Annotated in this window: 21 protein-coding genes; 3 read left to right on the plus strand and 18 right to left on the minus strand. The window is 45.4% G+C overall.

Going from position 1 to position 18,562, the window contains the following annotated elements; all coding sequences use genetic code 11:
* From AACV12_RS02065 to fkpA, 9 genes are all read right to left on the minus strand, one after another.
* A partial coding sequence (locus AACV12_RS02065) for a GTP-binding protein (protein WP_235800309.1) occupies window positions 1-128 on the minus strand: 128 nt, incomplete at its 3' end.
* A 123-nt stretch (window positions 129-251) separates the two neighbouring features.
* Entirely contained in the window at window positions 252-2,348 is a 2,097-nt protein-coding gene (gene fusA / locus AACV12_RS02070; protein ID WP_010318928.1) for an elongation factor G, read from the minus strand.
* 75 nt (window positions 2,349-2,423) lie between these two features.
* Window positions 2,424-2,894, minus strand: coding sequence for a 30S ribosomal protein S7 (gene rpsG, locus AACV12_RS02075; RefSeq protein WP_013857921.1), 471 nt, complete (start codon window positions 2,892-2,894; stop codon window positions 2,424-2,426).
* Window positions 2,895-2,990: 96 nt separating this feature from the next.
* A complete protein-coding gene (gene rpsL / locus AACV12_RS02080; protein ID WP_010318930.1) occupies window positions 2,991-3,365 on the minus strand; it encodes a 30S ribosomal protein S12 in 375 nt (124 codons plus the stop codon).
* 182 nt (window positions 3,366-3,547) lie between these two features.
* Window positions 3,548-3,823, minus strand: coding sequence for a sulfurtransferase complex subunit TusB (gene tusB / locus AACV12_RS02085; protein WP_010318931.1), 276 nt, complete (start codon window positions 3,821-3,823; stop codon window positions 3,548-3,550).
* A 9-nt stretch (window positions 3,824-3,832) separates the two neighbouring features.
* Window positions 3,833-4,189, minus strand: coding sequence for a sulfurtransferase complex subunit TusC (gene tusC, locus AACV12_RS02090; protein WP_013857923.1), 357 nt, complete (start codon window positions 4,187-4,189; stop codon window positions 3,833-3,835).
* Window positions 4,186-4,590, minus strand: a complete 405-nt coding sequence (gene tusD / locus AACV12_RS02095) for a sulfurtransferase complex subunit TusD (protein ID WP_010318933.1) — start codon at window positions 4,588-4,590, stop codon at window positions 4,186-4,188. Before tusD ends, tusC begins: the two co-directional genes overlap by 4 nt.
* Window positions 4,584-5,303, minus strand: coding sequence for a helix-turn-helix transcriptional regulator (locus AACV12_RS02100; RefSeq protein WP_013857924.1), 720 nt, complete (start codon window positions 5,301-5,303; stop codon window positions 4,584-4,586). The genes tusD and AACV12_RS02100 overlap by 7 nt, the downstream gene beginning before the upstream one ends.
* 185 nt (window positions 5,304-5,488) lie before the next feature.
* Window positions 5,489-6,277, minus strand: coding sequence for an FKBP-type peptidyl-prolyl cis-trans isomerase (gene fkpA, locus AACV12_RS02105; protein ID WP_170901389.1), 789 nt, complete (start codon window positions 6,275-6,277; stop codon window positions 5,489-5,491).
* Between the two features lie 139 nt (window positions 6,278-6,416).
* Between fkpA and AACV12_RS02110 the strand changes: the two genes are divergently transcribed.
* A complete protein-coding gene (locus AACV12_RS02110; RefSeq protein ID WP_026027456.1) occupies window positions 6,417-7,397 on the plus strand; it encodes a WD40 repeat domain-containing protein in 981 nt (326 codons plus the stop codon).
* Window positions 7,398-7,399: 2 nt separating this feature from the next.
* Window positions 7,400-7,627, plus strand: a complete 228-nt coding sequence (locus AACV12_RS02115) for a SlyX family protein (protein WP_010318937.1) — start codon at window positions 7,400-7,402, stop codon at window positions 7,625-7,627.
* Window positions 7,628-7,691: 64 nt separating this feature from the next.
* Here the strand turns inward: AACV12_RS02115 and AACV12_RS02120 are convergent, their stop codons facing one another.
* From AACV12_RS02120 to tsaE, 9 genes are all read right to left on the minus strand, one after another.
* Window positions 7,692-7,880, minus strand: coding sequence for a DUF2065 domain-containing protein (locus tag AACV12_RS02120; protein WP_017043313.1), 189 nt, complete (start codon window positions 7,878-7,880; stop codon window positions 7,692-7,694).
* A gap of 71 nt (window positions 7,881-7,951) precedes the next feature.
* Window positions 7,952-8,932 (minus strand): protease modulator HflC, encoded by a 981-nt coding sequence (gene hflC / locus AACV12_RS02125; protein WP_013857929.1) that lies wholly within the window; start codon window positions 8,930-8,932, stop codon window positions 7,952-7,954.
* A 2-nt stretch (window positions 8,933-8,934) separates the two neighbouring features.
* On the minus strand, window positions 8,935-10,128 hold the full coding sequence (hflK, locus tag AACV12_RS02130; protein WP_013857930.1) for an FtsH protease activity modulator HflK: 1,194 nt from the start codon (window positions 10,126-10,128) through the stop codon (window positions 8,935-8,937).
* Between the two features lie 45 nt (window positions 10,129-10,173).
* Window positions 10,174-11,463 (minus strand): ribosome rescue GTPase HflX, encoded by a 1,290-nt coding sequence (hflX, locus tag AACV12_RS02135; RefSeq protein ID WP_010318941.1) that lies wholly within the window; start codon window positions 11,461-11,463, stop codon window positions 10,174-10,176.
* A 41-nt stretch (window positions 11,464-11,504) separates the two neighbouring features.
* Window positions 11,505-11,771, minus strand: a complete 267-nt coding sequence (gene hfq / locus AACV12_RS02140; RefSeq protein ID WP_013857931.1) for an RNA chaperone Hfq — start codon at window positions 11,769-11,771, stop codon at window positions 11,505-11,507.
* A gap of 181 nt (window positions 11,772-11,952) precedes the next feature.
* A complete protein-coding gene (gene miaA / locus AACV12_RS02145) occupies window positions 11,953-12,900 on the minus strand; it encodes a tRNA (adenosine(37)-N6)-dimethylallyltransferase MiaA (protein ID WP_026028407.1) in 948 nt (315 codons plus the stop codon).
* Window positions 12,901-12,915: 15 nt separating this feature from the next.
* Window positions 12,916-14,892 (minus strand): DNA mismatch repair endonuclease MutL, encoded by a 1,977-nt coding sequence (gene mutL / locus AACV12_RS02150; protein WP_170901397.1) that lies wholly within the window; start codon window positions 14,890-14,892, stop codon window positions 12,916-12,918.
* Between the two features lie 8 nt (window positions 14,893-14,900).
* Window positions 14,901-16,622: an N-acetylmuramoyl-L-alanine amidase gene (locus AACV12_RS02155; RefSeq protein ID WP_170895716.1), complete on the minus strand. Its 1,722-nt coding sequence runs from the start codon at window positions 16,620-16,622 to the stop codon at window positions 14,901-14,903.
* On the minus strand, window positions 16,616-17,080 hold the full coding sequence (gene tsaE, locus AACV12_RS02160) for a tRNA (adenosine(37)-N6)-threonylcarbamoyltransferase complex ATPase subunit type 1 TsaE (protein ID WP_010318946.1): 465 nt from the start codon (window positions 17,078-17,080) through the stop codon (window positions 16,616-16,618). Before tsaE ends, AACV12_RS02155 begins: the two co-directional genes overlap by 7 nt.
* 220 nt (window positions 17,081-17,300) lie before the next feature.
* Between tsaE and queG the strand changes: the two genes are divergently transcribed.
* Window positions 17,301-18,431 (plus strand): tRNA epoxyqueuosine(34) reductase QueG, encoded by a 1,131-nt coding sequence (queG, locus tag AACV12_RS02165; protein ID WP_170901391.1) that lies wholly within the window; start codon window positions 17,301-17,303, stop codon window positions 18,429-18,431.
* Window positions 18,432-18,562 lie beyond the last annotated feature (131 nt).

The raw sequence follows: 18,562 nt of genomic DNA on the forward strand, positions 1-18,562 counted from the left end.
TCACCACCGTACACTTTTGCAAGTGTAGTACAGATAGCAGCAGTTAGAGTTGTTTTACCGTGGTCAACGTGGCCGATAGTACCAACGTTTACGTGCGGTTTCGTACGTTCAAATTTTGCTTTAGACACGATCGTGTTCCTTCCTAGTTATGATTCGTCTTGAGTCACATATAGCTCAAGACGCGCCAGAAATTGCTATTTTATGCGCCAACTCTCATCAGCGCAATAGATTCGTTATTAAACAAATAACAGTTAACCACGTTCTGCAATGATTGCTTCTGCAACATTTTTTGGCACATCAGCGTACTCTGCAAACTCCATGGAGTAAGAGGCGCGACCCTGAGTGGCAGATCGTAAGTCTGTTGCATAACCAAACATTTCCGATAGAGGGACTCTAGCATGGATAATCTTAAGGCCTGCATGGCCTTCATCCATACCTTCAATCATGCCGCGACGACGGTTTAAGTCACCCACAACATCACCCATCCAATCTTCTGGAGTAGTTACTTCAACTTTCATCATTGGTTCAAGAAGAACAGGCTGCGCTTCTAAAGCACCTTTCTTGAACGCCATCGAACCAGCAATCTTAAACGCCATCTCGCTTGAGTCGACATCATGATATGAACCATCGAATAATGTCGCTTTCACATCCAGAATCGGATAACCAGCTAACACACCGTTGTTCATTTGCTCTTCGATACCTTTCGCAACCGAGCTGATGTATTCCTTAGGAATCACACCACCAACGATTTCGTCGACAAAGACAAAGCCTTCACCGAGTTCCGCAGGTTCAATCTTAAGCCAAACGTGACCATATTGACCACGACCACCAGATTGACGAACGAACTTGCCTTCTACTTCCGCTTTTCCACGGATAGTTTCGCGGTAAGCCACTTGTGGTTTACCAACGTTACAGTCCACACTGAACTCACGCTTCATGCGATCAACAATGATGTCTAGGTGAAGCTCACCCATACCAGAGATCAACGTTTGACCTGTTTCCTTATCGGTTTCGACACGGAAAGATGGGTCTTCTGCCGCCAGTTTACCTAGCGCAATACCCATTTTTTCTTGGTCAGCTTTAGAGCGAGGCTCTACCGCAATTTGAATCACTGGCTCAGGGAATTCCATGCGCTCAAGAACCACTTTGTGGTCTGGGTTACACAGCGTATCGCCTGTCGTGACATCTTTTAAGCCGATCGCAGCCGCAATATCGCCAGCACGAACTTCTTTAATCTCTTCACGTTTGTTGGCATGCATCTGTACGATACGACCAAAACGTTCTTTTTTCTGTTTCACTGAGTTGTAAACGGCATCGCCAGAGTTCACCACACCAGAGTAAACACGCATGAAAGTCAATGTCCCAACAAATGGGTCAGTGGCAATCTTAAATGCAAGTGCCGAGAAAGGTTCGTTGTCGTCAGCGTGACGTTCTACTTCGTTCTCGTTTTCATCCACGCCTTTAATGGCTGGTACATCTACCGGTGAAGGCAAATATTCAACAACCGCATCCAATACCGCTTGTACGCCTTTATTTTTAAAGGCACTACCACAAGTGGCCAATACGATTTCATTGTTAATGGTACGAGTCCGTAGCGCTTGTTTGATTTCCGCTTCTGTCAGCTCGCCGTCTTCAAGATACTTTTCCATTAACTCTTCACTAGCTTCCGCTGCCGCTTCTACTAGGTTGTTGTGCCATTCTTCGGCCAACTCAAGCATATCTTCTGGAATGTCTTCGTAAGTAAACGTCATGCCTTGATCGGCTTCATTCCAGTTGATGGCTTTCATCTTGATAAGGTCGATGACACCTTTGAACTCTTCTTCCGCACCAATATTTAATTGAATAGGAACCGGAGTCGCACCAAGACGATGTTTAATTTGGTTTACAACGCGTAAAAAGTCTGCGCCAGCACGGTCCATTTTATTAACGAACACCATGCGAGGAACACCGTATTTGTCAGCTTGACGCCATACAGTTTCAGACTGGGGTTCAACACCAGATGAGCCACAGAATACAACCACTGCACCATCAAGCACACGAAGTGAACGCTCTACTTCAATTGTAAAGTCAACGTGTCCTGGGGTATCAATGATGTTTACGCGATGATCTTGGAACTGTGCTTCCATACCACGCCAGAAGGTTGTCGTAGCAGCAGAAGTGATAGTGATACCACGTTCTTGCTCCTGCTCCATCCAGTCCATGGTTGCAGCACCATCGTGAACTTCGCCGATTTTGTGAGAAAGGCCAGTGTAGAACAGAATACGCTCAGTAGTGGTTGTTTTACCTGCATCTACGTGAGCACAGATACCGATGTTGCGGTAGCGCTCAATAGGAGTTTTCCGAGCCACGATTGTATCCTCTTACTAAGGTAATCCTTAGAGTATGAAAATGTGCTGCGAGAGAACCTCGCAGCACAGAAGGTATTACCAGCGGTAATGAGCGAATGCTTTGTTCGCTTCTGCCATACGGTGAACGTCTTCACGTTTCTTAACAGCAGTACCTTTATTTTCTGACGCGTCTAGCATTTCAGCAGCTAGGCGAGCAGCCATAGATTTTTCACCACGCTTACGCGCAGCATCAACTACCCAACGCATAGCAAGTGCGTTACGGCGAACCGGACGTACTTCTACTGGCACTTGGTAAGTTGAACCACCCACGCGGCGAGATTTAACTTCGACCGCTGGACGTACGTTTTCAAGAGCTTCTTCAAATACAGCTAAGTGACCTTTGCCAGATTTCTCAGCCATAGTGTCTAGTGCAGTGTAAACAATTTTCTCTGCAGTAGATTTTTTACCGTCAACCATAAGAATGTTAACGAATTTTGCCAGCAGTTCAGACTTGAACTTTGGATCTGGAAGGATCTTACGCTGACCAATAACGCGACGACGTGGCATGGATATTCTCCGTTGTCTTTTTCAGGTTATCCAAAACTTTTCAGTTTCTTCAAAAATTAAATAATTTAGTGTTTGGCCTTACTTAACGGAAATCCATTAAGATTTAGGACGTTTCACACCGTATTTAGAACGAGCTTGTTTACGGTCGTTTACGCCTGCACAGTCAAGTGCACCACGGATTGTGTGGTAACGCACACCTGGAAGGTCTTTTACACGACCGCCACGGATAAGAACAACTGAGTGCTCTTGAAGGTTGTGACCTTCACCGCCGATGTACGAAGTCACTTCGAAGCCGTTCGTTAGACGAACACGACATACTTTACGAAGTGCTGAGTTAGGTTTTTTAGGTGTAGTAGTGTAAACACGTGTACATACACCACGTTTTTGTGGGCACGCTTCTAGTGCTGGCACGTTGCTTTTAACAACTTGCTTTACACGAGGATTGCGGACCAACTGGTTAATAGTTGCCATTAACTAGCTCCTGAATTTACTTAAAGTAAGCTTTGTGAAAAATCTAGTCCCTAGTGCACTTAGTACAAATAGGGACGCAAAATTCTATGCAGCAGTGAGAGGTGTGTCAAGAAATATACAGATCTTTTTTAACCACCATAAGTAAAGGGTGGGTAATAGAGGGGTAATAGTGATAAGAAAATCTACCAAGTGATTGATTTTTCATGATTAGTAGTAAGTTCAACCAAACCAGAGAAATCCACTTTGGTAATTTGTACTGAGCAGAGATCCTGCACCCCACGCGCGCAGAGATCCTCAAGTAAGACATAAACCCTGTTCAGATCGTTGAGTAGTAAAAAAGAGCCCGCACTAGGGTTACTCATATAAACCGCTTCTTCAACCAAGATAATACTATCCTCAGCCAAACAATAACGCTGCGCTAAGGCCAGTTTTGCCGTGTCTTTTACAATATGCAGCATAGGTACACCTTAGAAAGTTAGTACTTGATCGCACTCGTGAAGTAACTGAGCGATTTGCTGAGGCGATTTTTTTTCAACATCAATTACCCATTGAGCCGATGCTAACCCCAACTCTTCAACGCTTTGCTCACACAGATAAAGGTGTTCAATATCGTATAACTCAAGCAGTTTAAACGCACTGATGTAATCACGGCTAAGCAGTTGTTGCGGTGATTGGTTGGCGACGATTTGCGTCACGCCAAGCCCAACAAAAAAGAGCGAGATCGCATCACAATAGGCAGAGGCTGCCAGTACAGCATCCAGCCCTTCTCTTCCAGCCGAACTAGAATGAGGCGAAGAATGAAAAACAAAACCGATTTTTTTCAAAACTGTACCACTCGATCTTGAGTTAATAACGCTTCAGCTAAGCTTCCTAACCCAGTTTGTGCAAAACCTTGTGCCAAATTATGCGCAGTGAGCTGGTGTTGCTGAGCTTCATTTTCACTGATAATGCCACGACGTAACGCTGCAGCAACACAGGTTTCTAAGCGTACATGGTGTTCAGTAGACAGCTTCTGCCATGCTTTCACAAGATCAAACTCATCGTTCGCAGGCGCGGTGATCGCAGAGCCATTGAAAACACCATCTTGATAAAAAAATACTTGCTTGAGTGAATGCCCTTTTTCTAGCAATGCACAGGCAAACAGATAAGCACTACGCGCTGCCTGTGTGCCATACACTGAGCCATTGACCAATAATGTGTAACTCAATACTGGCTCCACTAACATTCATCTCCGGTCTTGCGTTGGCGAATGTAGAGATAGACAGTATGTTTAGAGATATTGAGCCGATCAGCTACGCGGTTAATCGCATCTTTGATGTCAAAAATGCCTTTGTCGTACAACTCCATCACAATCTGACGATTCTTGGTATTGTTAGACACTGATTTATCGGCGTTGATCTCTTCAATTGTACGCTCTACCGTCTGATCCACCAGCTCTTCAACATCACTGGCAAAGTTAACCGATGAGGCGGCTTCCTGAGCTTCCTGAGTCGGCATGAATGATTGCAGAACTTGTGAGAACGGAGCATCTAAATTGACGTTGATACAAAGTAAGCCAATGACTCGGTTATCACCATTACGAATCGCGACCGTAATCGATTTCATCAACACACCACCCTTGGCGCGAGAGAAATACGATCGTGAGAAGTTACGCTCCGATCCTTCAATATCTTTCAACATACGCAGTGCAAGATCGGTGATCGGGGAACCCACTTGACGTCCCGTGTTTTCACCATTGGCAATTTTAATCGCCGAGGTATTGAGATCTTCCAATGAGTGCAGAACGATCTCACAAAAAGGACCAATCAGGCTGGCGATACCGTCAACCACAGCTTCATAAGATCGAAGAATGATTTTATCGTGATCACTAAATGGCATCACGTGCACGGATTCCATTTCAAGCAACATATCCGCGTTTAGAGTTTCTGTCGTTGTCACTGTTATCTAGCCTTAGAGCGAAAAATCAACAAATTGACGTAAGTTTATCAGAAAATTTTAATCGAAAACTCTGTTAAGTCACTAACAAGTGATTTAGAACAACTAATTAGTGAGTCGTTAGAGACAGAAAAGGCCTGATTCATCAGGCCTTTGAGCTGGTTACAACGGTTCAACAATGGCTGATATTATTTAGCCGCATCGCTACCGTTATCAATTTTTAGTAACTCCACTTCAAACACAAGTGTTGAGTTTGCTGGAATAGTCGGCGTATCTTGCTCGCCGTAAGCCAGTTGCGGCGGGATAACAAACTTGTATTTTGCTCCCACTTGCATCAGTTGCACACCTTCTGTCCAACCAGGAATAACCCGATTGAGTGGGAATGTCGCTGGCTCACCACGATCATACGAGCTATCAAATTGAGTACCGTCAGCCAGTGTCCCTTTGTAATGAACTTGAACAGTATCGGTCTCTTTTGGTGACTCACCTTTTGCTGGCGTCAGTACTTGGTACAGTAAACCAGATTCAGTTTTCTTTACGCCATCTTGTTTTTCAAATTCAGCGCGGAATTCGTCACCAGCTTTTTCAGCAGCAGCCGCTTTTTCAGCGGCTTTCGCTTGCATGGTTTCAGAAACGCGTTTATCTAGAGCTTCTAGCGCTGCGCGTGTCTCTTCTTCACTCAACTCAGTATTGCCCGCGAAGACATGTTCAATCCCTTTTAGAACCAGATCTTTATTCAGATTGATACCAATTTCGGCTGGTTTTTCAATGCTGGTGCTGAGGTAATTTGCAAAAGAGACGCCAATCGCGTAAGCCGCTTTGTCATCTTCTGTTTTAAAGTGAACCGTTTTTCCCGCTTCCGTTTGTACTTGTTCTGCTGCAGGTGCTGCTTCAGTTTTCGGGGCTTCATCTTTCTGGCAGCCAACTGCAAGCATGACGGTTGCCGCAAGCAGTGACACTTTAAACAATGATTTCATTTATTTCTCCAATTTGTAGGCAAACCTTTTGTTATTACGCACAAATTTCAGTGAAAAACTGGTGCGCTAAACAGAGTTGTACCAATATAGCGATATGTTGATAGATTGTCTTTACACTCAAAGCGGATAATTAGACTTGATGCGAATAATTTCTCATTCAATCCTAGGTTGCATTGTCATCTTGATGTTAAATGGCTGTTTTTTCTCTAACAGCGATGTACAACGTTGGGATATAGAACCAAACGGTTCGACCAGTTTCGGTTTAAGCCGCGATGGTCGTTTTGCGCTACTCTATTCCAAACAAAGACAACTCGTTCTATGGGATCTTGAACAAAACAAAACCTTAGCCGAATTGGGACCTCAAGACCCACAAGCCAATACCGTTTCTCATATTCGACTCTCCGATAATGGCCGTTTTGCCGTGACCGCTAGCCAAATTAACTTTGCCGTATGGGACTTAGGTTGGACACAAGCTCAAGGTTTGTGGTCCATCTCCGATGGGCTGATCCGAGACATTGACATTGCCAATAACGGAAAACAAGTTCTACTCGGTTTATCCAATGGTAAAGCGATTTACGTCGATTTAGTCACTGGACGTCGACTAGAGTTCCTTGCTCATCGAGAAAAAGTGAATTCTGTCGCCCTATCGCCCAATGGCCGCTTTGCTCTGACGGGAGGTAATGATTATTTTGCCTACCTTTGGGATACGCAAAGTGGGCAAATTTTACGATCGTTTGAACATGAGCAGCGGGTGAATCGAGTAGCGCTGCAGCGAGAGGGAAAATTAGCCTTTACCTCCGATGGTGGTAATCAATCCATTATTTGGGATCTCTCCTCGGGTAAGGAACAGGCGAAATTGCGCAGTTTTTCACGACAATTGATTTTCTCTACGGCGCGTTTTTCCGATGATGGCAGGTTGCTTGTGACAGGGAATCCTTCAAGCCAAGTCGCGGTTTGGGATACTCAAAGTGGTAAAAAACAGCAAGGATTCGAAGTAGAACCGCTAAAAGATGCTCGCCCACCCACTGCGGTGGTGTATGATGCGGCCTTTGATCATCAGCAACGAATTATTACCGGAAGCTCTGCAGGTATTGCTCAAGCTTGGAAACTCGACGATTAGTTATGAACGATAAGTATATTCAGCAATTAGAACAGCGTGTTAGTGACTTGGAATGCCAACTTGCTTTCCAAGAACAAACCATTGATGAACTCAATCAAGCATTATCAACACAGCAGCTCATGCTAACGAAAATGCAAGACCAAATGAAATATGTGGCTGGTAAAGTCAAAAATATGGATGCCTCACATTTAGCGGATCCATCAGAAGAGACTCCACCACCTCACTATTGATAGTGATGATACTGATAGTGATAAACTGATCATAATAAATCGGTTACCGCGCTATTGTGCATCACTATCGTGCGAAGTAGTAAGCAATGATGCCCCCAGCAACGACGAGACAACCACCGATGCGGCGCAGTTGATGATCGGGCTGCTGGCTGAGCTCTGCCACCATCTTTCTCCAGCCATTAGGGGCGATTAACGGTCCAATACCTTCTGCAATTAACACCAGCCCCACAGCAAGCCAGATTGAATTCGACATAGTGCCTTCTCTCTTAAAGCCAATAAACGACAAAGGCTCCCTGAAGGAGCCTTTGAATAAACAACGATCAATTATTTCGTTGTCAAACCTTTGGTGTTATTCATGTACTTGAAGAAATCACTCTTAGGATCAAGCACCAAGATATCACTCTTCTCGCTAAATGATTTCTCATAGGCTTTCAGCGAACGTAAGAACCCGTAAAACTCAGGATCTTTACTGTACACATCTGAGTAAATCTTCGCTGCTTTAGCATCAGCATCACCGCGAGTTACGCGAGCCGTTTTATCCGCTTCCGCTAAGATAGTCGCCACTTCAAGTTCAGCTTGAGCACGAATGACTTCGGCTTTTTCACGACCTTGAGAACGGTGTTTACGAGCTACTGACTCACGTTCAGCACGCATACGACGATAGATAGACTCACTGATCTCATCTGGGAGGTTGATTTTCTTAATACGGAAATCAACCACTCTGACGCCTAAATCTTTCAGTGCACCTTTACGCGTATCTTCCAACACATTTTCCATCACTTGGTCACGCTGACCATCGATTTCCAATGCTTGTTTCGCAGCCTCAGTCGTGACGACTTCATCATCAGCACTTTCCGGCAAGACATCTTTATTACGTGGGCCTGAAACAATTTGTTTGATTTCACGAGAACCGATTTCAGAACGAAGAATGTCTGTCACTTTACGCTCTAACAGTGCTTGTGCCGTCAATGCATTGCCACCACCCGTTGCCAAGTAGTATTGACCAAAGTCTTCAATGCGCCATTTGACATAGGTATCGATGATCACATCTTTTTTCTCTGAAGTCACGAAACGGTCAGAGCGGCCATCCATTGTTTGGATGCGCGCATCTAACGTTCTTACTCGATCAAACAGTGGCATTTTAAAATGCAAACCCGGTTCGTAGATTCGAGCAATTTCATTGTTATCTTTCAGAATACGACCGAAACGGACAACAATACCGCGCTCACCTTCAGGAATCACAAACAGCGACATCAACATCAATACCAGTGCAATCACTAATACTGGGATCATTAACTTACGCATTACTAGTATCTCCCTTGACGTGTATTGCTAGAGCGAGACGGTGTATTACCTGTATCACTGCTGGTTGGTGAATCAAGCTCTATCTGATCATAGGTTGATGATGATTTATCTTGACGTTTGGTGTCATTCTTACTGTCTTGGCCTGTAATTCGATCCAACGGTAGATAAAGCATATTGCCACTGGATTCTGAATCAATTAGCACTTTAGATGTGTTTGAATACACCTCTTCCATAGTATCTAGGTAGAGACGATTACGTGTCACATCTGGCGCGGCTTGATACTCAGGGAGCAGTTTTTCAAACTGTGCCACTTGACCCAATGCTTCGTTAATCGTGCGTTCTGTATAACCTTGCGCTTCTTTCTTCAAACGTTCTGCTCTGCCTGTTGCTTTAGGCAGAATTTCGTTCTTATACGCTTCAGATTCACGAATGAAACGCTCTTCATCTTCTCGCGCCGCAATCGCATCATCGAACGCATCTTTCACTTGCTCTGGCGGACGAGCCGACTGGAAGTTGACATCGACAATCATTAAGCCCATATCATAGCTATCAATGATTTGATTCAAGGTCGTTTGGGTACTTTGACGAATTTGCTGACGGCCACTGGTTAAGATACTGTCCATCAAAGAATCACCAACCACGGCACGTAATGCTGAATCAGTTGCTTGGCGTAAGCTATCGTCAGCATTAGTCACACGATACAAGTACTTGTATGGATCAGACACGCGATATTGTACATCCATGCCAACAGTGACCACGTTTTCATCTTTGGTTAGCATCAAACCCGATGCACGTAGTGAGCGAATCGCTTGTACGTTAACGGCCGTCACTTCATCAACAAAGCGAGGACGCCAGTTCAAACCTGGATCAACGATGCGATCATACTTACCTAAACGCAGCACGACGCCACGCTCAGCTTCACCAATCGTATAGAAACCAGAAAAGAACCACACCGCAACTGCGATTGCAGCAATGACTCCAAAGCCAATTGCGCTACCACCAGAGAATGAAGGGCCTTTACCGCCTTTCTTACCAAATCGTCCGCCCAGTTTCTGGCTCAGTTTATTGAAAACCTCATCCAAATCTGGCGGTCCTTGATCACGGCCACCTTTATTTTTGTCACCACGATTATTACCCCAAGGGTCATTATCGCGGCCATTGTTGCCGTTGTTATTACCGGGCTCATTCCACGCCATTAGAAAGCTCCATCATTTGATATGACGTTATACTGTAGCAGTCCTTTAAGTAACTATAAAGTCACGCAAAACTGCTTCTTCTCTTTTTTCTAGTCTAAACCAATCAACTTGCTGCATACGAATGTTAATCAACAAATTACCATCTGGATCATATTCTTCTTGTTGAATACATTTCATTTGTGAAAATGCACTACGAATGCGACCTTGGTGCAGTGGTGGAATACACAATTGATATTGAATGACTTGACTCGCTAATCGCTCTGTCAATGCTTCGAAAAGCAGATCAATACCTTGTCCATCCATGGCTGATAACCACACGGTTCTCGGTATTCCCTCATCATCTTTTTCGATGCGAGGTTGTTGGCCTTCTAGATTATCGATCTTGTTCATGACGACAAGCGTTGGCACCTCATGGGCGTCAATCTCTTCTAATACATCATGGACGGCTTTGATATTCTCACGAAAACGCTCATCACTGGCATCAACAACATGTAACAAAATGTCAGCTTCTTGAGTTTCTTGTAACGTGGCTTTAAATGCTGCAACTAAATCGTGCGGCAGATGACGAATAAATCCTACGGTGTCAGCGAGAACGGCAGTACCAACGTCCGCCAATTCGATTTTCCGCAAGGTAGGATCTAGGGTAGCAAACAGTTGATCGGCTGCATAAACCCCAGCTTCAGTAATGCGATTAAATAACGTTGATTTCCCCGCATTGGTATAACCCACTAGCGATATGGTGGGAATCTCAGCTCGATTTCGAGCTCGGCGTCCTTGTTCTCGCTGCTTAGCGACTTTCTCTAAGCGGCGTAATATCGCTTTAATACGTTCACGCAATAAACGTCTGTCGGTTTCTAGCTGCGTTTCACCAGGTCCACGTAAGCCTATACCGCCTTTTTGTCGCTCAAGGTGCGTCCAACCACGAATTAATCGCGTAGAGATGTGGCGTAATTGTGCCAGCTCTACTTGCAACTTCCCTTCATGGGTTCGTGCTCGTTGGGCAAAAATATCGAGGATGAGGCCAGTACGGTCAATCACTCGACATTGGCATAGTTGTTCAAGATTACGTTCTTGGGCAGGAGAAAGGGCGTGGTTGAAGATCACCACATCCGCTTCAACAAGTTGAACCGCATGCGCTATCTCTTGGGCTTTGCCCTCACCGACATAATATTTAGGGTGTGGAGTTTGACGGCTGCCAGTAATAATTTGCAGTGTCGACACTCCAGCAGAAGAAACCAGCATTTCACACTCGCTGAGATCATCCCACTCACCCTTTTGCGTGAAGTTGATATGAACAAGTACCGCTCGCTCACCGGCTTCGTAACGGTCAAACAAGCAACCAACTCCTTTGTAAGTAAATAATACTAATCAGAGAATCACTCTTCTGATTTGTCTGATGGACGATCAGACCCAGTGCGTGGCTCAGCAGTGTGGTGGCTCACTGCACGTGCAGGAACAACCGTTGAAATCGCATGCTTATACACCATTTGATTGACTGTGTTTTTCAGTAAGATCACAAATTGATCAAAGGATTCAATCTGACCTTGAAGCTTAATTCCGTTCACAAGGTAGATGGATACTGGAATGCGCTCACGACGTAGTGCATTTAAGAATGGGTCTTGTAGAGATTGCCCCTTAGCCATTTTATTTTCCTTATTTGTATTTTGTTGTAGTTATTTAGCTAGTGGTGCACTGCATTATTGGTGCGGCCTTTGCATCTGAGCTAAATGAATAAAAACCCCGTTGCTACTTGTTATGACGGCGATAATGCCAAATATCAAGTAACGGATCCTTTACAGGGTACATCACGCAAAAGCGATCACATTATACACAGCTAACTCCATCAGATGCTATGGCATTTGAGAGAGTTTCTACTGCATGATCAATGTTTTCGCTATCTAACCAAGTTAAATCATCCCAGCTGCGTAACCAGGTGATCTGACGCTTGGCCAATTGACGGGTTGCACAGATTCCACGATATACCGCTTCCTCTAACGTACAATTCCCATCCAAATAGTCCCACATCTGTCGATAACCAACACAGCGAATCGATGGCAAATCCGGATGAAGATCGTTTCGAGCATAAAGTGCTTTCATTTCTTCTTCAAATCCAGCTTCGATCATCTTTTCAAACCTGAGTTCGATTCGACGGTGGAGCTCAGCCCTTTCCTTGGGAGCTATAGCAAACTGTTTAACTCGAAATGGCAGGCTTTCACCTTTCGTTTGAGTTAACTCTGTAAGAGTTTTACCTGAAATTCGGTAAACTTCCAATGCTCGTGACAATCTTTGTGGATCATTGGGATGAATTCTTGCCGCCGAAACCGGATCAATCGTTTGTAATTGATCGTGTAACTGACCCCAACCATGCTCCAAAGCCTCTTGCTCAATTTGTTGCCGTATCTCAGGGTTAGCCGCAGGAAGTGGCGAAAGCCCTTCAAGTAGAGCCTTGTAATACAACATAGTTCCCCCAACGAGCAGAGGAATTTTACCTTGCGCGGTAATATCATGCATTGCAAGTAATGCATCGCGACGAAAATCCGCCGCCGAATAGGCTTCACTTGGATCCAAAATATCGATCAGACGATGAGGTGCGAGTGCCAGTTCATGTGCATTAGGTTTGGCGGTGCCAATATCCATGCCTTTGTAGATCAGCGCCGAGTCGACACTGATGATTTCCACTGGGTATTTTTGGCGTAGACGAATCGCCAAATCTGTTTTACCTGATGCGGTCGGGCCCATTAAAAACAGAGCCAATGGTTGTGTTTGATTCATCATTCTTTTAATTCGTTATGCCAACAAGGCCGCTATGGTGGTAGAAAAATCAACGGGGCGGACAAAACTCGCATCATGAAGAGGAAGTTGCCCTTGCCAAAGCTGTTCAAGTTCCGAAATCATTTGGATGGCTTCAGACAAAGTGTAGTCACTTTTTACCACAGTGATGTGTTCAGCCAGCCAATCGGCAACAAGATCCACCGTAATAGGTTCATCATCAGCCGTAAAATTAGCGGACACGTAAGATAGCAGATCTGGGATTAAGTTTTGCAGGTTTTGTTGCCTCAACGGTTGAGGTACGCCCATCACCATGATGCTTGAACCATGACGTTCTTTAAGCTCAATCCCTAGCGTATTCAACATCGGCTGGCAATGCGCTAACGCTTGATGTTCTTGTGCTGAGAGCTTGATGGAGAGCGGCACGAGTAAAGGTTGGCTTTTCAAGCCGCCTTGTTCGGTATGCAATTGGCCGCGAGTTTTCAGCCATGCTCCTTTGATAAGAGAAAGCAATACGACGCCCTGTTTGGACCCCATTAACAGGTACTGCCCTTTGATTACTGCAATAGCTTTACCCAACTGTTCGAGCTGCAGCATTTCACCTTGATCTTGATGTGCGATAGGAGAAAGTTCGACTGCTGAAGCTGGCGGTTGAGTTGCCATCAGCTCTTGATAGAGCTTCACTTCCCCGCTCGAAGGTGAGCCCGTTGGCTGGCGCTCAGCTTTCGCCCGAGAAGAAGATGGAGAGCCGTTTTGCTGCCAATGGCTACGCTTTGGCGTTTCAGCTATGCCGTGCGCGGTTGTGCTTTCTCGCTCTGCTTTTCGTGGATAAGCGGGAGTGTTGTCGACAGCTTGCCACACTTGCTCTGGAACGGTGTTATGCCCCTCAGTTTCTTGGCACACACTACCAATTGCAGTGTCATTCTCAATGCGATCCACAGTCGCCGCATCGGGCTGATGAAAAGCCGATGGTTTGAGCTGCGGCTTTTCAATGTGTTTGCTTTCAGCCAGTGCACTACTGAGTGCTTGATAGATAAAATCATGCACTAATCGCGCTTGATGGAAACGCACCTCATGTTTCGCGGGATGGACATTCACATCCACTTGATGGGGATCGAGCTCAATGAAGAGTACATAAGTGGCGAACTGATCGCCTCTCAGGCTGGTTTCATAACTTTGCCGGATAGCATGATTAATCAGCTTGTCACGCATCATCCGCCCATTAACGTAACAGTATTGCAAATCACTCTGCTGGCGCGCGCCTTCTGGAGTCGTTATCCAACCATGCAAGCGAAGCCCTTGATGTTCCAACTCAATGTTCAGCATATGGCGAACAAAAGCGTTGCCACACACAGCCGCGATTCTTTTTTCCTCTTGAGCGGCCGTTTTAGCCGCTCGATATTGACGTACCATCTTGCCGTTATGGCGCACATTGATGGTGACATCAAACCGACTCAAAGCAATACGTTTTAGTAGCTCATCAATGTGAGTAAATTCTGTTTTCTCTGTGCGTAAAAATTTGCGCCGAGCGGGCGTATTAAAGAACAGATCGAGAACTTCAACAGACGTTCCAATCGGGTGTGCGGTTGGCTGCAAATTAACCGCCATATCTCGACCTTCACTGTATGCTGCCCAAGCTTGTTCTTGCGTGGCTGGACGGGACGTCAATGTAAGCCGAGAGACTGAGCTAATACTCGCGAGCGCTTCTCCACGAAAACCTAAGCTGACGATCGCCTCTAAATCATCCAAGGTGTGAATTTTAGAAGTTGCATGGCGGCTTAAAGCGAGCGCCAATTCCTCTTTTACTATCCCTTGTCCGTTATCGCGCACACGAATAAGCTTCGTACCTCCCTTTTCGATATCGATATCGATACGAGAGGCGCCCGAATCCAAGCTATTCTCCACCAGCTCTTTAACGACAGAAGCCGGTCTTTCAACCACTTCACCTGCGGCAATTTGGTTAGCAAGACGTGCGGGTAGAATCTTAATCGTCATCATGATTACTACTTATTGGGAATGATCAACACTTGCCCTATGGCGAGCTGATCAGACCGAAGTTGGTTTACTTGGCGAATACTATTCAGACTCACTTGATATTGGCTGGCAATTTTGCTCAAAAACTCACCTTTTTCAACTTTATGCTTACGCAGCGGCTTATCCTTCAAACTCACCGTTATCTTCAGTTTCTGCCCCAACGTTAAGGTGTCTGAACGCAAGTTATTCTCGCGTTTAATCGCATCCACACTCACTTTATACGTGCTCGCTATCTTGCCCAAATACTCGCCAGATTTCACCACATGCGTAACAATTTCCGTTTCTACTGGGTTGCTGACCACAGGAACGCGAATCGGAGCTGACGTGGCCGGAATCGTTAAGATTTGACCAATCGACAAATTGGCATTTTTTAGTTTGTTGGTTGCGATTAATGCTTGAGTCGAGGTGCCATATTTATTAGCGATAACCGAGAGTGATTCACCACGCTGCACTTTGTGCTTTTGCGTCTTACCGCGATTAGCAAACAGAGTGCCCTCGGGTGGGTTTTCTTCAAAATACTTGACGATGGCGGTTGCCAATGCGCGAGCCAATTTATCTTGATGCGAGCGCTGAAATAGCAATTGTTCCTCGGTAGGGTTAGAAATAAAACCCGTTTCAACCAACACCGAAGGAATATCGGGCGACTTAAGTACCGCCAAACTTGCGTTGACTGGCTCTGCTTTATGTAAATGGGCTACTTTTCCCATTTCGCCTAGCAGATGAGTTGCCACCTTGTAACCCTCTTTTTGTGAGTGACTAAATTGCAAGTCCAGCAAGGTTTGGCTAACGTTTCGATCGCTATTGTTTTTTGCCAGCACTTCACCTGCCCCACCTAACAGTTCTGATTGCTGTTCGTGGTTCTCAACCCAGCGAGCAATTTCCGTATTCGCACGCTTGGTATTTAACACAAACACCGAGCCCCCCCTGGGTTGCGGGGTATGAAACGCATCGGCGTGAATGGAGACGAGTAGGTGTGACTTATTACGACGCGCAATTTCAGAACGTTTATTGAGATTGACAAAGTAATCGCCACTGCGTGTCATGACCGCCTTCATTCCCGGTACGGCGTTAATTTGATCTGCGATCTTCTTGGAGATACTTAAGGTGGCATTTTTTTCATATTTTTTGGTCGGGCCAATCGAGCCGGGATCTTCTCCACCATGACCAGCATCAATAGCCACCACGATATCCTCGGTTCCTAATAACTGCGAAGCGTCGCGGCTTACTTTAGTTTGGCTGGCCGGTTTTACTGTCGCCTTGTCGCTATCCAAATTGTGGGGTAAATCAACCACCAATCGATGCCCATACTGACCACCCGGCGTTGGCGCAAGTTTAAATGGCTGAGGGTTCACTTTGCGCTGTAACTCAAACACCAAGCGATACGTCCCTTTCTCCGGAGGCGAGCTATTACGAATTTGCTTGAGAACAGGACTATCCGCGACTTTAAGCGGCAATTTTGTATTAAGCGTGGTGTTTTTCAAATCCACCACCAAACGCTCGGGGCTGCTTAAAGTGAAATAGCTATAATCCGCTTCAGTTTTGAGATCGATAACCACTCGAGTTTCATCTGGAGAAGGCCAAACGCGCACGCCTTCTAATGTATTCGCGTGCGTCGTTGAAGTAAATAAAGCACAGCCCCAAACCGCAAGCGATAGAGTTATCGTTCGTAACAAATGGATGATGTTCAACATAACTCCAACTGACTCAGCAATGAGGATCCATAGGGGCTGTTTGCACTCAGAAAAGCTTGCCTTTGTTCGCCATCGTAGCGTAGCTCAACATCAATATCTGCGGTTGGAAGTAGACCGCTGCCTTTTTCTGGCCACTCAACAAGGCAGATCGCATCCGGTGTGAAATAGTCACGAATACCCATAAATTCCAACTCTTCCGGATCGGCCAAGCGATAAAGATCAAAATGGTATACTTGCCAATCGGCTAGTTGATAAGGCTCAACTAAGGTATAAGTCGGGCTCTTGACGTTGCCAACATGGCCTAATGCGCGGATGAAGCCACGGCTGAAGGTTGTTTTTCCAGCACCGAGATCACCATGCAAATAAAGCGTGGTTTGCGCAGAGCATCGCTTAGCCAAAGCTGCGCCTAATTTTACCGTTTGCTGTTCGTCTTTTAAGGTAAAGATCTTAGTACTCATGAATTACCGCTCTCAAGTGTCGAAAATTGACTATATAAAAATCAAAAGAACTCGAATAGTAAACTGGGTTGGAATTGAGAGACAAGCTCTCTTCTGTAAGTAAAAGGAAAAAACTCGCTTTTTATGTCAGTTTAATCCACATCACAGACGATCATTTCCTAGATCCTCAATAAAGGATCCGTTAAGATCCTCGCCCCTTTTTGCAACGAGCTCATCGATAATGGACTACCAAGTACTGGCAGACAAAATTAAAATCTGGGCACGTGAACTTGGCTTCGAAAAGGTCGGGATCTGCGATATCGATCTCAGTGAGCACGAAGAGCCTTTGCAGAAATGGTTGGATGCTGGATTTCACGGTGAAATGGACTGGATGGCGCGCCATGGCATGATGCGAGCTAGGCCACATGAACTCCTTCCCGGCACCGTCCGTGTGATCAGCGCACGCATGAATTACTTACCCCCAGATGCTCGGTTTGCCAGTGATTTGAATAATCCCAATTACGCTTATATCAGCCGCTACGCTCTGGGGCGTGACTACCATAAACTGGTACGCAACCAGCTCAAAAAACTCGGTGAAAAGATTGAACAAGAAGTGGGGGCACTCGGTTATCGCCCTTTTGTGGACTCCGCCCCAATACTAGAGCGGCCTTTAGCACAAAAAGCTGGACTTGGTTGGACTGGCAAGCATTCGCTTATCCTTGATAAAGAGAGTGGTTCTTGGTTTTTTCTTGGTGAACTACTGATTGATTTGCCGCTGCCAATCGATACACCAAGCAGTAATCAATGTGGCAAATGCACTGCCTGCATCACCTCATGCCCTACACAAGCCATCGTGGAAGACGGTGTTGTTGATGCTCGCCGATGCATCTCTTACCTCACCATAGAATATGATGGCGTAATTGCTGAAGAGTTTCGCAAGGCAATGGGTAACCGCATTTACGGCTGTGATGATTGCCAGTTGGTCTGCCCTTGGAATCGCTTTTCCGACCTCACTCAACAAAGTGATTTTCATCGCCGTCAAGCACTGGATGAACCAGACTTAGTTGAACTGTTTGCTTGGGATGAGGCCACCTTCTTACGTTATATGGAAGGTTCGGCTATTCGCCGAATTGGCCACCAGCAATGGTTGCGTAATATTTCCATCGCTTTAGGAAACGCGCCATATTCACAACGCATTATCGCAGCGCTAAACACGAGGTTAGGCTTGTCTGATTTATTAGACGAACATATACATTGGGCGCTAGTAGAACAAAAACGAAAATCATCGGAGCCAGCGAGTGCATGCTCTAGCAATAAGAAGCAGCAGCGCTTAATTCGAATTGTCGAGAAAGGGTTACCGCGTGATGCGTAAAAAATGAGGTAATTGCATAACTAATGAGCACAGACTTTGATATGTATCTCAAAATACCAATTTGTGGACAAAATTTTAAACACGACACTGTTTTCTATAATTAAGAAAAGTTAGCCACATCAGCAATTAAT

It is taken from the genome of Vibrio sp. 2-2(8), from assembly GCF_963888495.1.
Taxonomy (GTDB): domain Bacteria; phylum Pseudomonadota; class Gammaproteobacteria; order Enterobacterales; family Vibrionaceae; genus Vibrio; species Vibrio anguillarum.

Coding starts and splice junctions, on each gene's coding strand:
- rpsL (WP_010318930.1), bottom strand. CDS start 3,365: ATGGCAACTATTAACCAGTTGGTCCGCAATCCTCGTGTAAAGCAAGTT.
- AACV12_RS02155 (WP_170895716.1), bottom strand. CDS start 16,622: ATGTTGAACATCATCCATTTGTTACGAACGATAACTCTATCGCTTGCG.
- AACV12_RS02110 (WP_026027456.1), top strand. CDS start 6,417: ATGCGAATAATTTCTCATTCAATCCTAGGTTGCATTGTCATCTTGATG.
- hflC (WP_013857929.1), bottom strand. CDS start 8,932: ATGCGTAAGTTAATGATCCCAGTATTAGTGATTGCACTGGTATTGATG.
- rpsG (WP_013857921.1), bottom strand. CDS start 2,894: ATGCCACGTCGTCGCGTTATTGGTCAGCGTAAGATCCTTCCAGATCCA.
- queG (WP_170901391.1), top strand. CDS start 17,301: ATGGACTACCAAGTACTGGCAGACAAAATTAAAATCTGGGCACGTGAA.
- miaA (WP_026028407.1), bottom strand. CDS start 12,900: ATGAATCAAACACAACCATTGGCTCTGTTTTTAATGGGCCCGACCGCA.
- tusD (WP_010318933.1), bottom strand. CDS start 4,590: ATGTTAGTGGAGCCAGTATTGAGTTACACATTATTGGTCAATGGCTCA.
- fkpA (WP_170901389.1), bottom strand. CDS start 6,277: ATGAAATCATTGTTTAAAGTGTCACTGCTTGCGGCAACCGTCATGCTT.
- tsaE (WP_010318946.1), bottom strand. CDS start 17,080: ATGAGTACTAAGATCTTTACCTTAAAAGACGAACAGCAAACGGTAAAA.
- hfq (WP_013857931.1), bottom strand. CDS start 11,771: ATGGCTAAGGGGCAATCTCTACAAGACCCATTCTTAAATGCACTACGT.
- tusB (WP_010318931.1), bottom strand. CDS start 3,823: ATGCTGCATATTGTAAAAGACACGGCAAAACTGGCCTTAGCGCAGCGT.
- mutL (WP_170901397.1), bottom strand. CDS start 14,892: ATGACGATTAAGATTCTACCCGCACGTCTTGCTAACCAAATTGCCGCA.
- AACV12_RS02115 (WP_010318937.1), top strand. CDS start 7,400: ATGAACGATAAGTATATTCAGCAATTAGAACAGCGTGTTAGTGACTTG.
- hflK (WP_013857930.1), bottom strand. CDS start 10,128: ATGGCGTGGAATGAGCCCGGTAATAACAACGGCAACAATGGCCGCGAT.
- AACV12_RS02120 (WP_017043313.1), bottom strand. CDS start 7,880: ATGTCGAATTCAATCTGGCTTGCTGTGGGGCTGGTGTTAATTGCAGAA.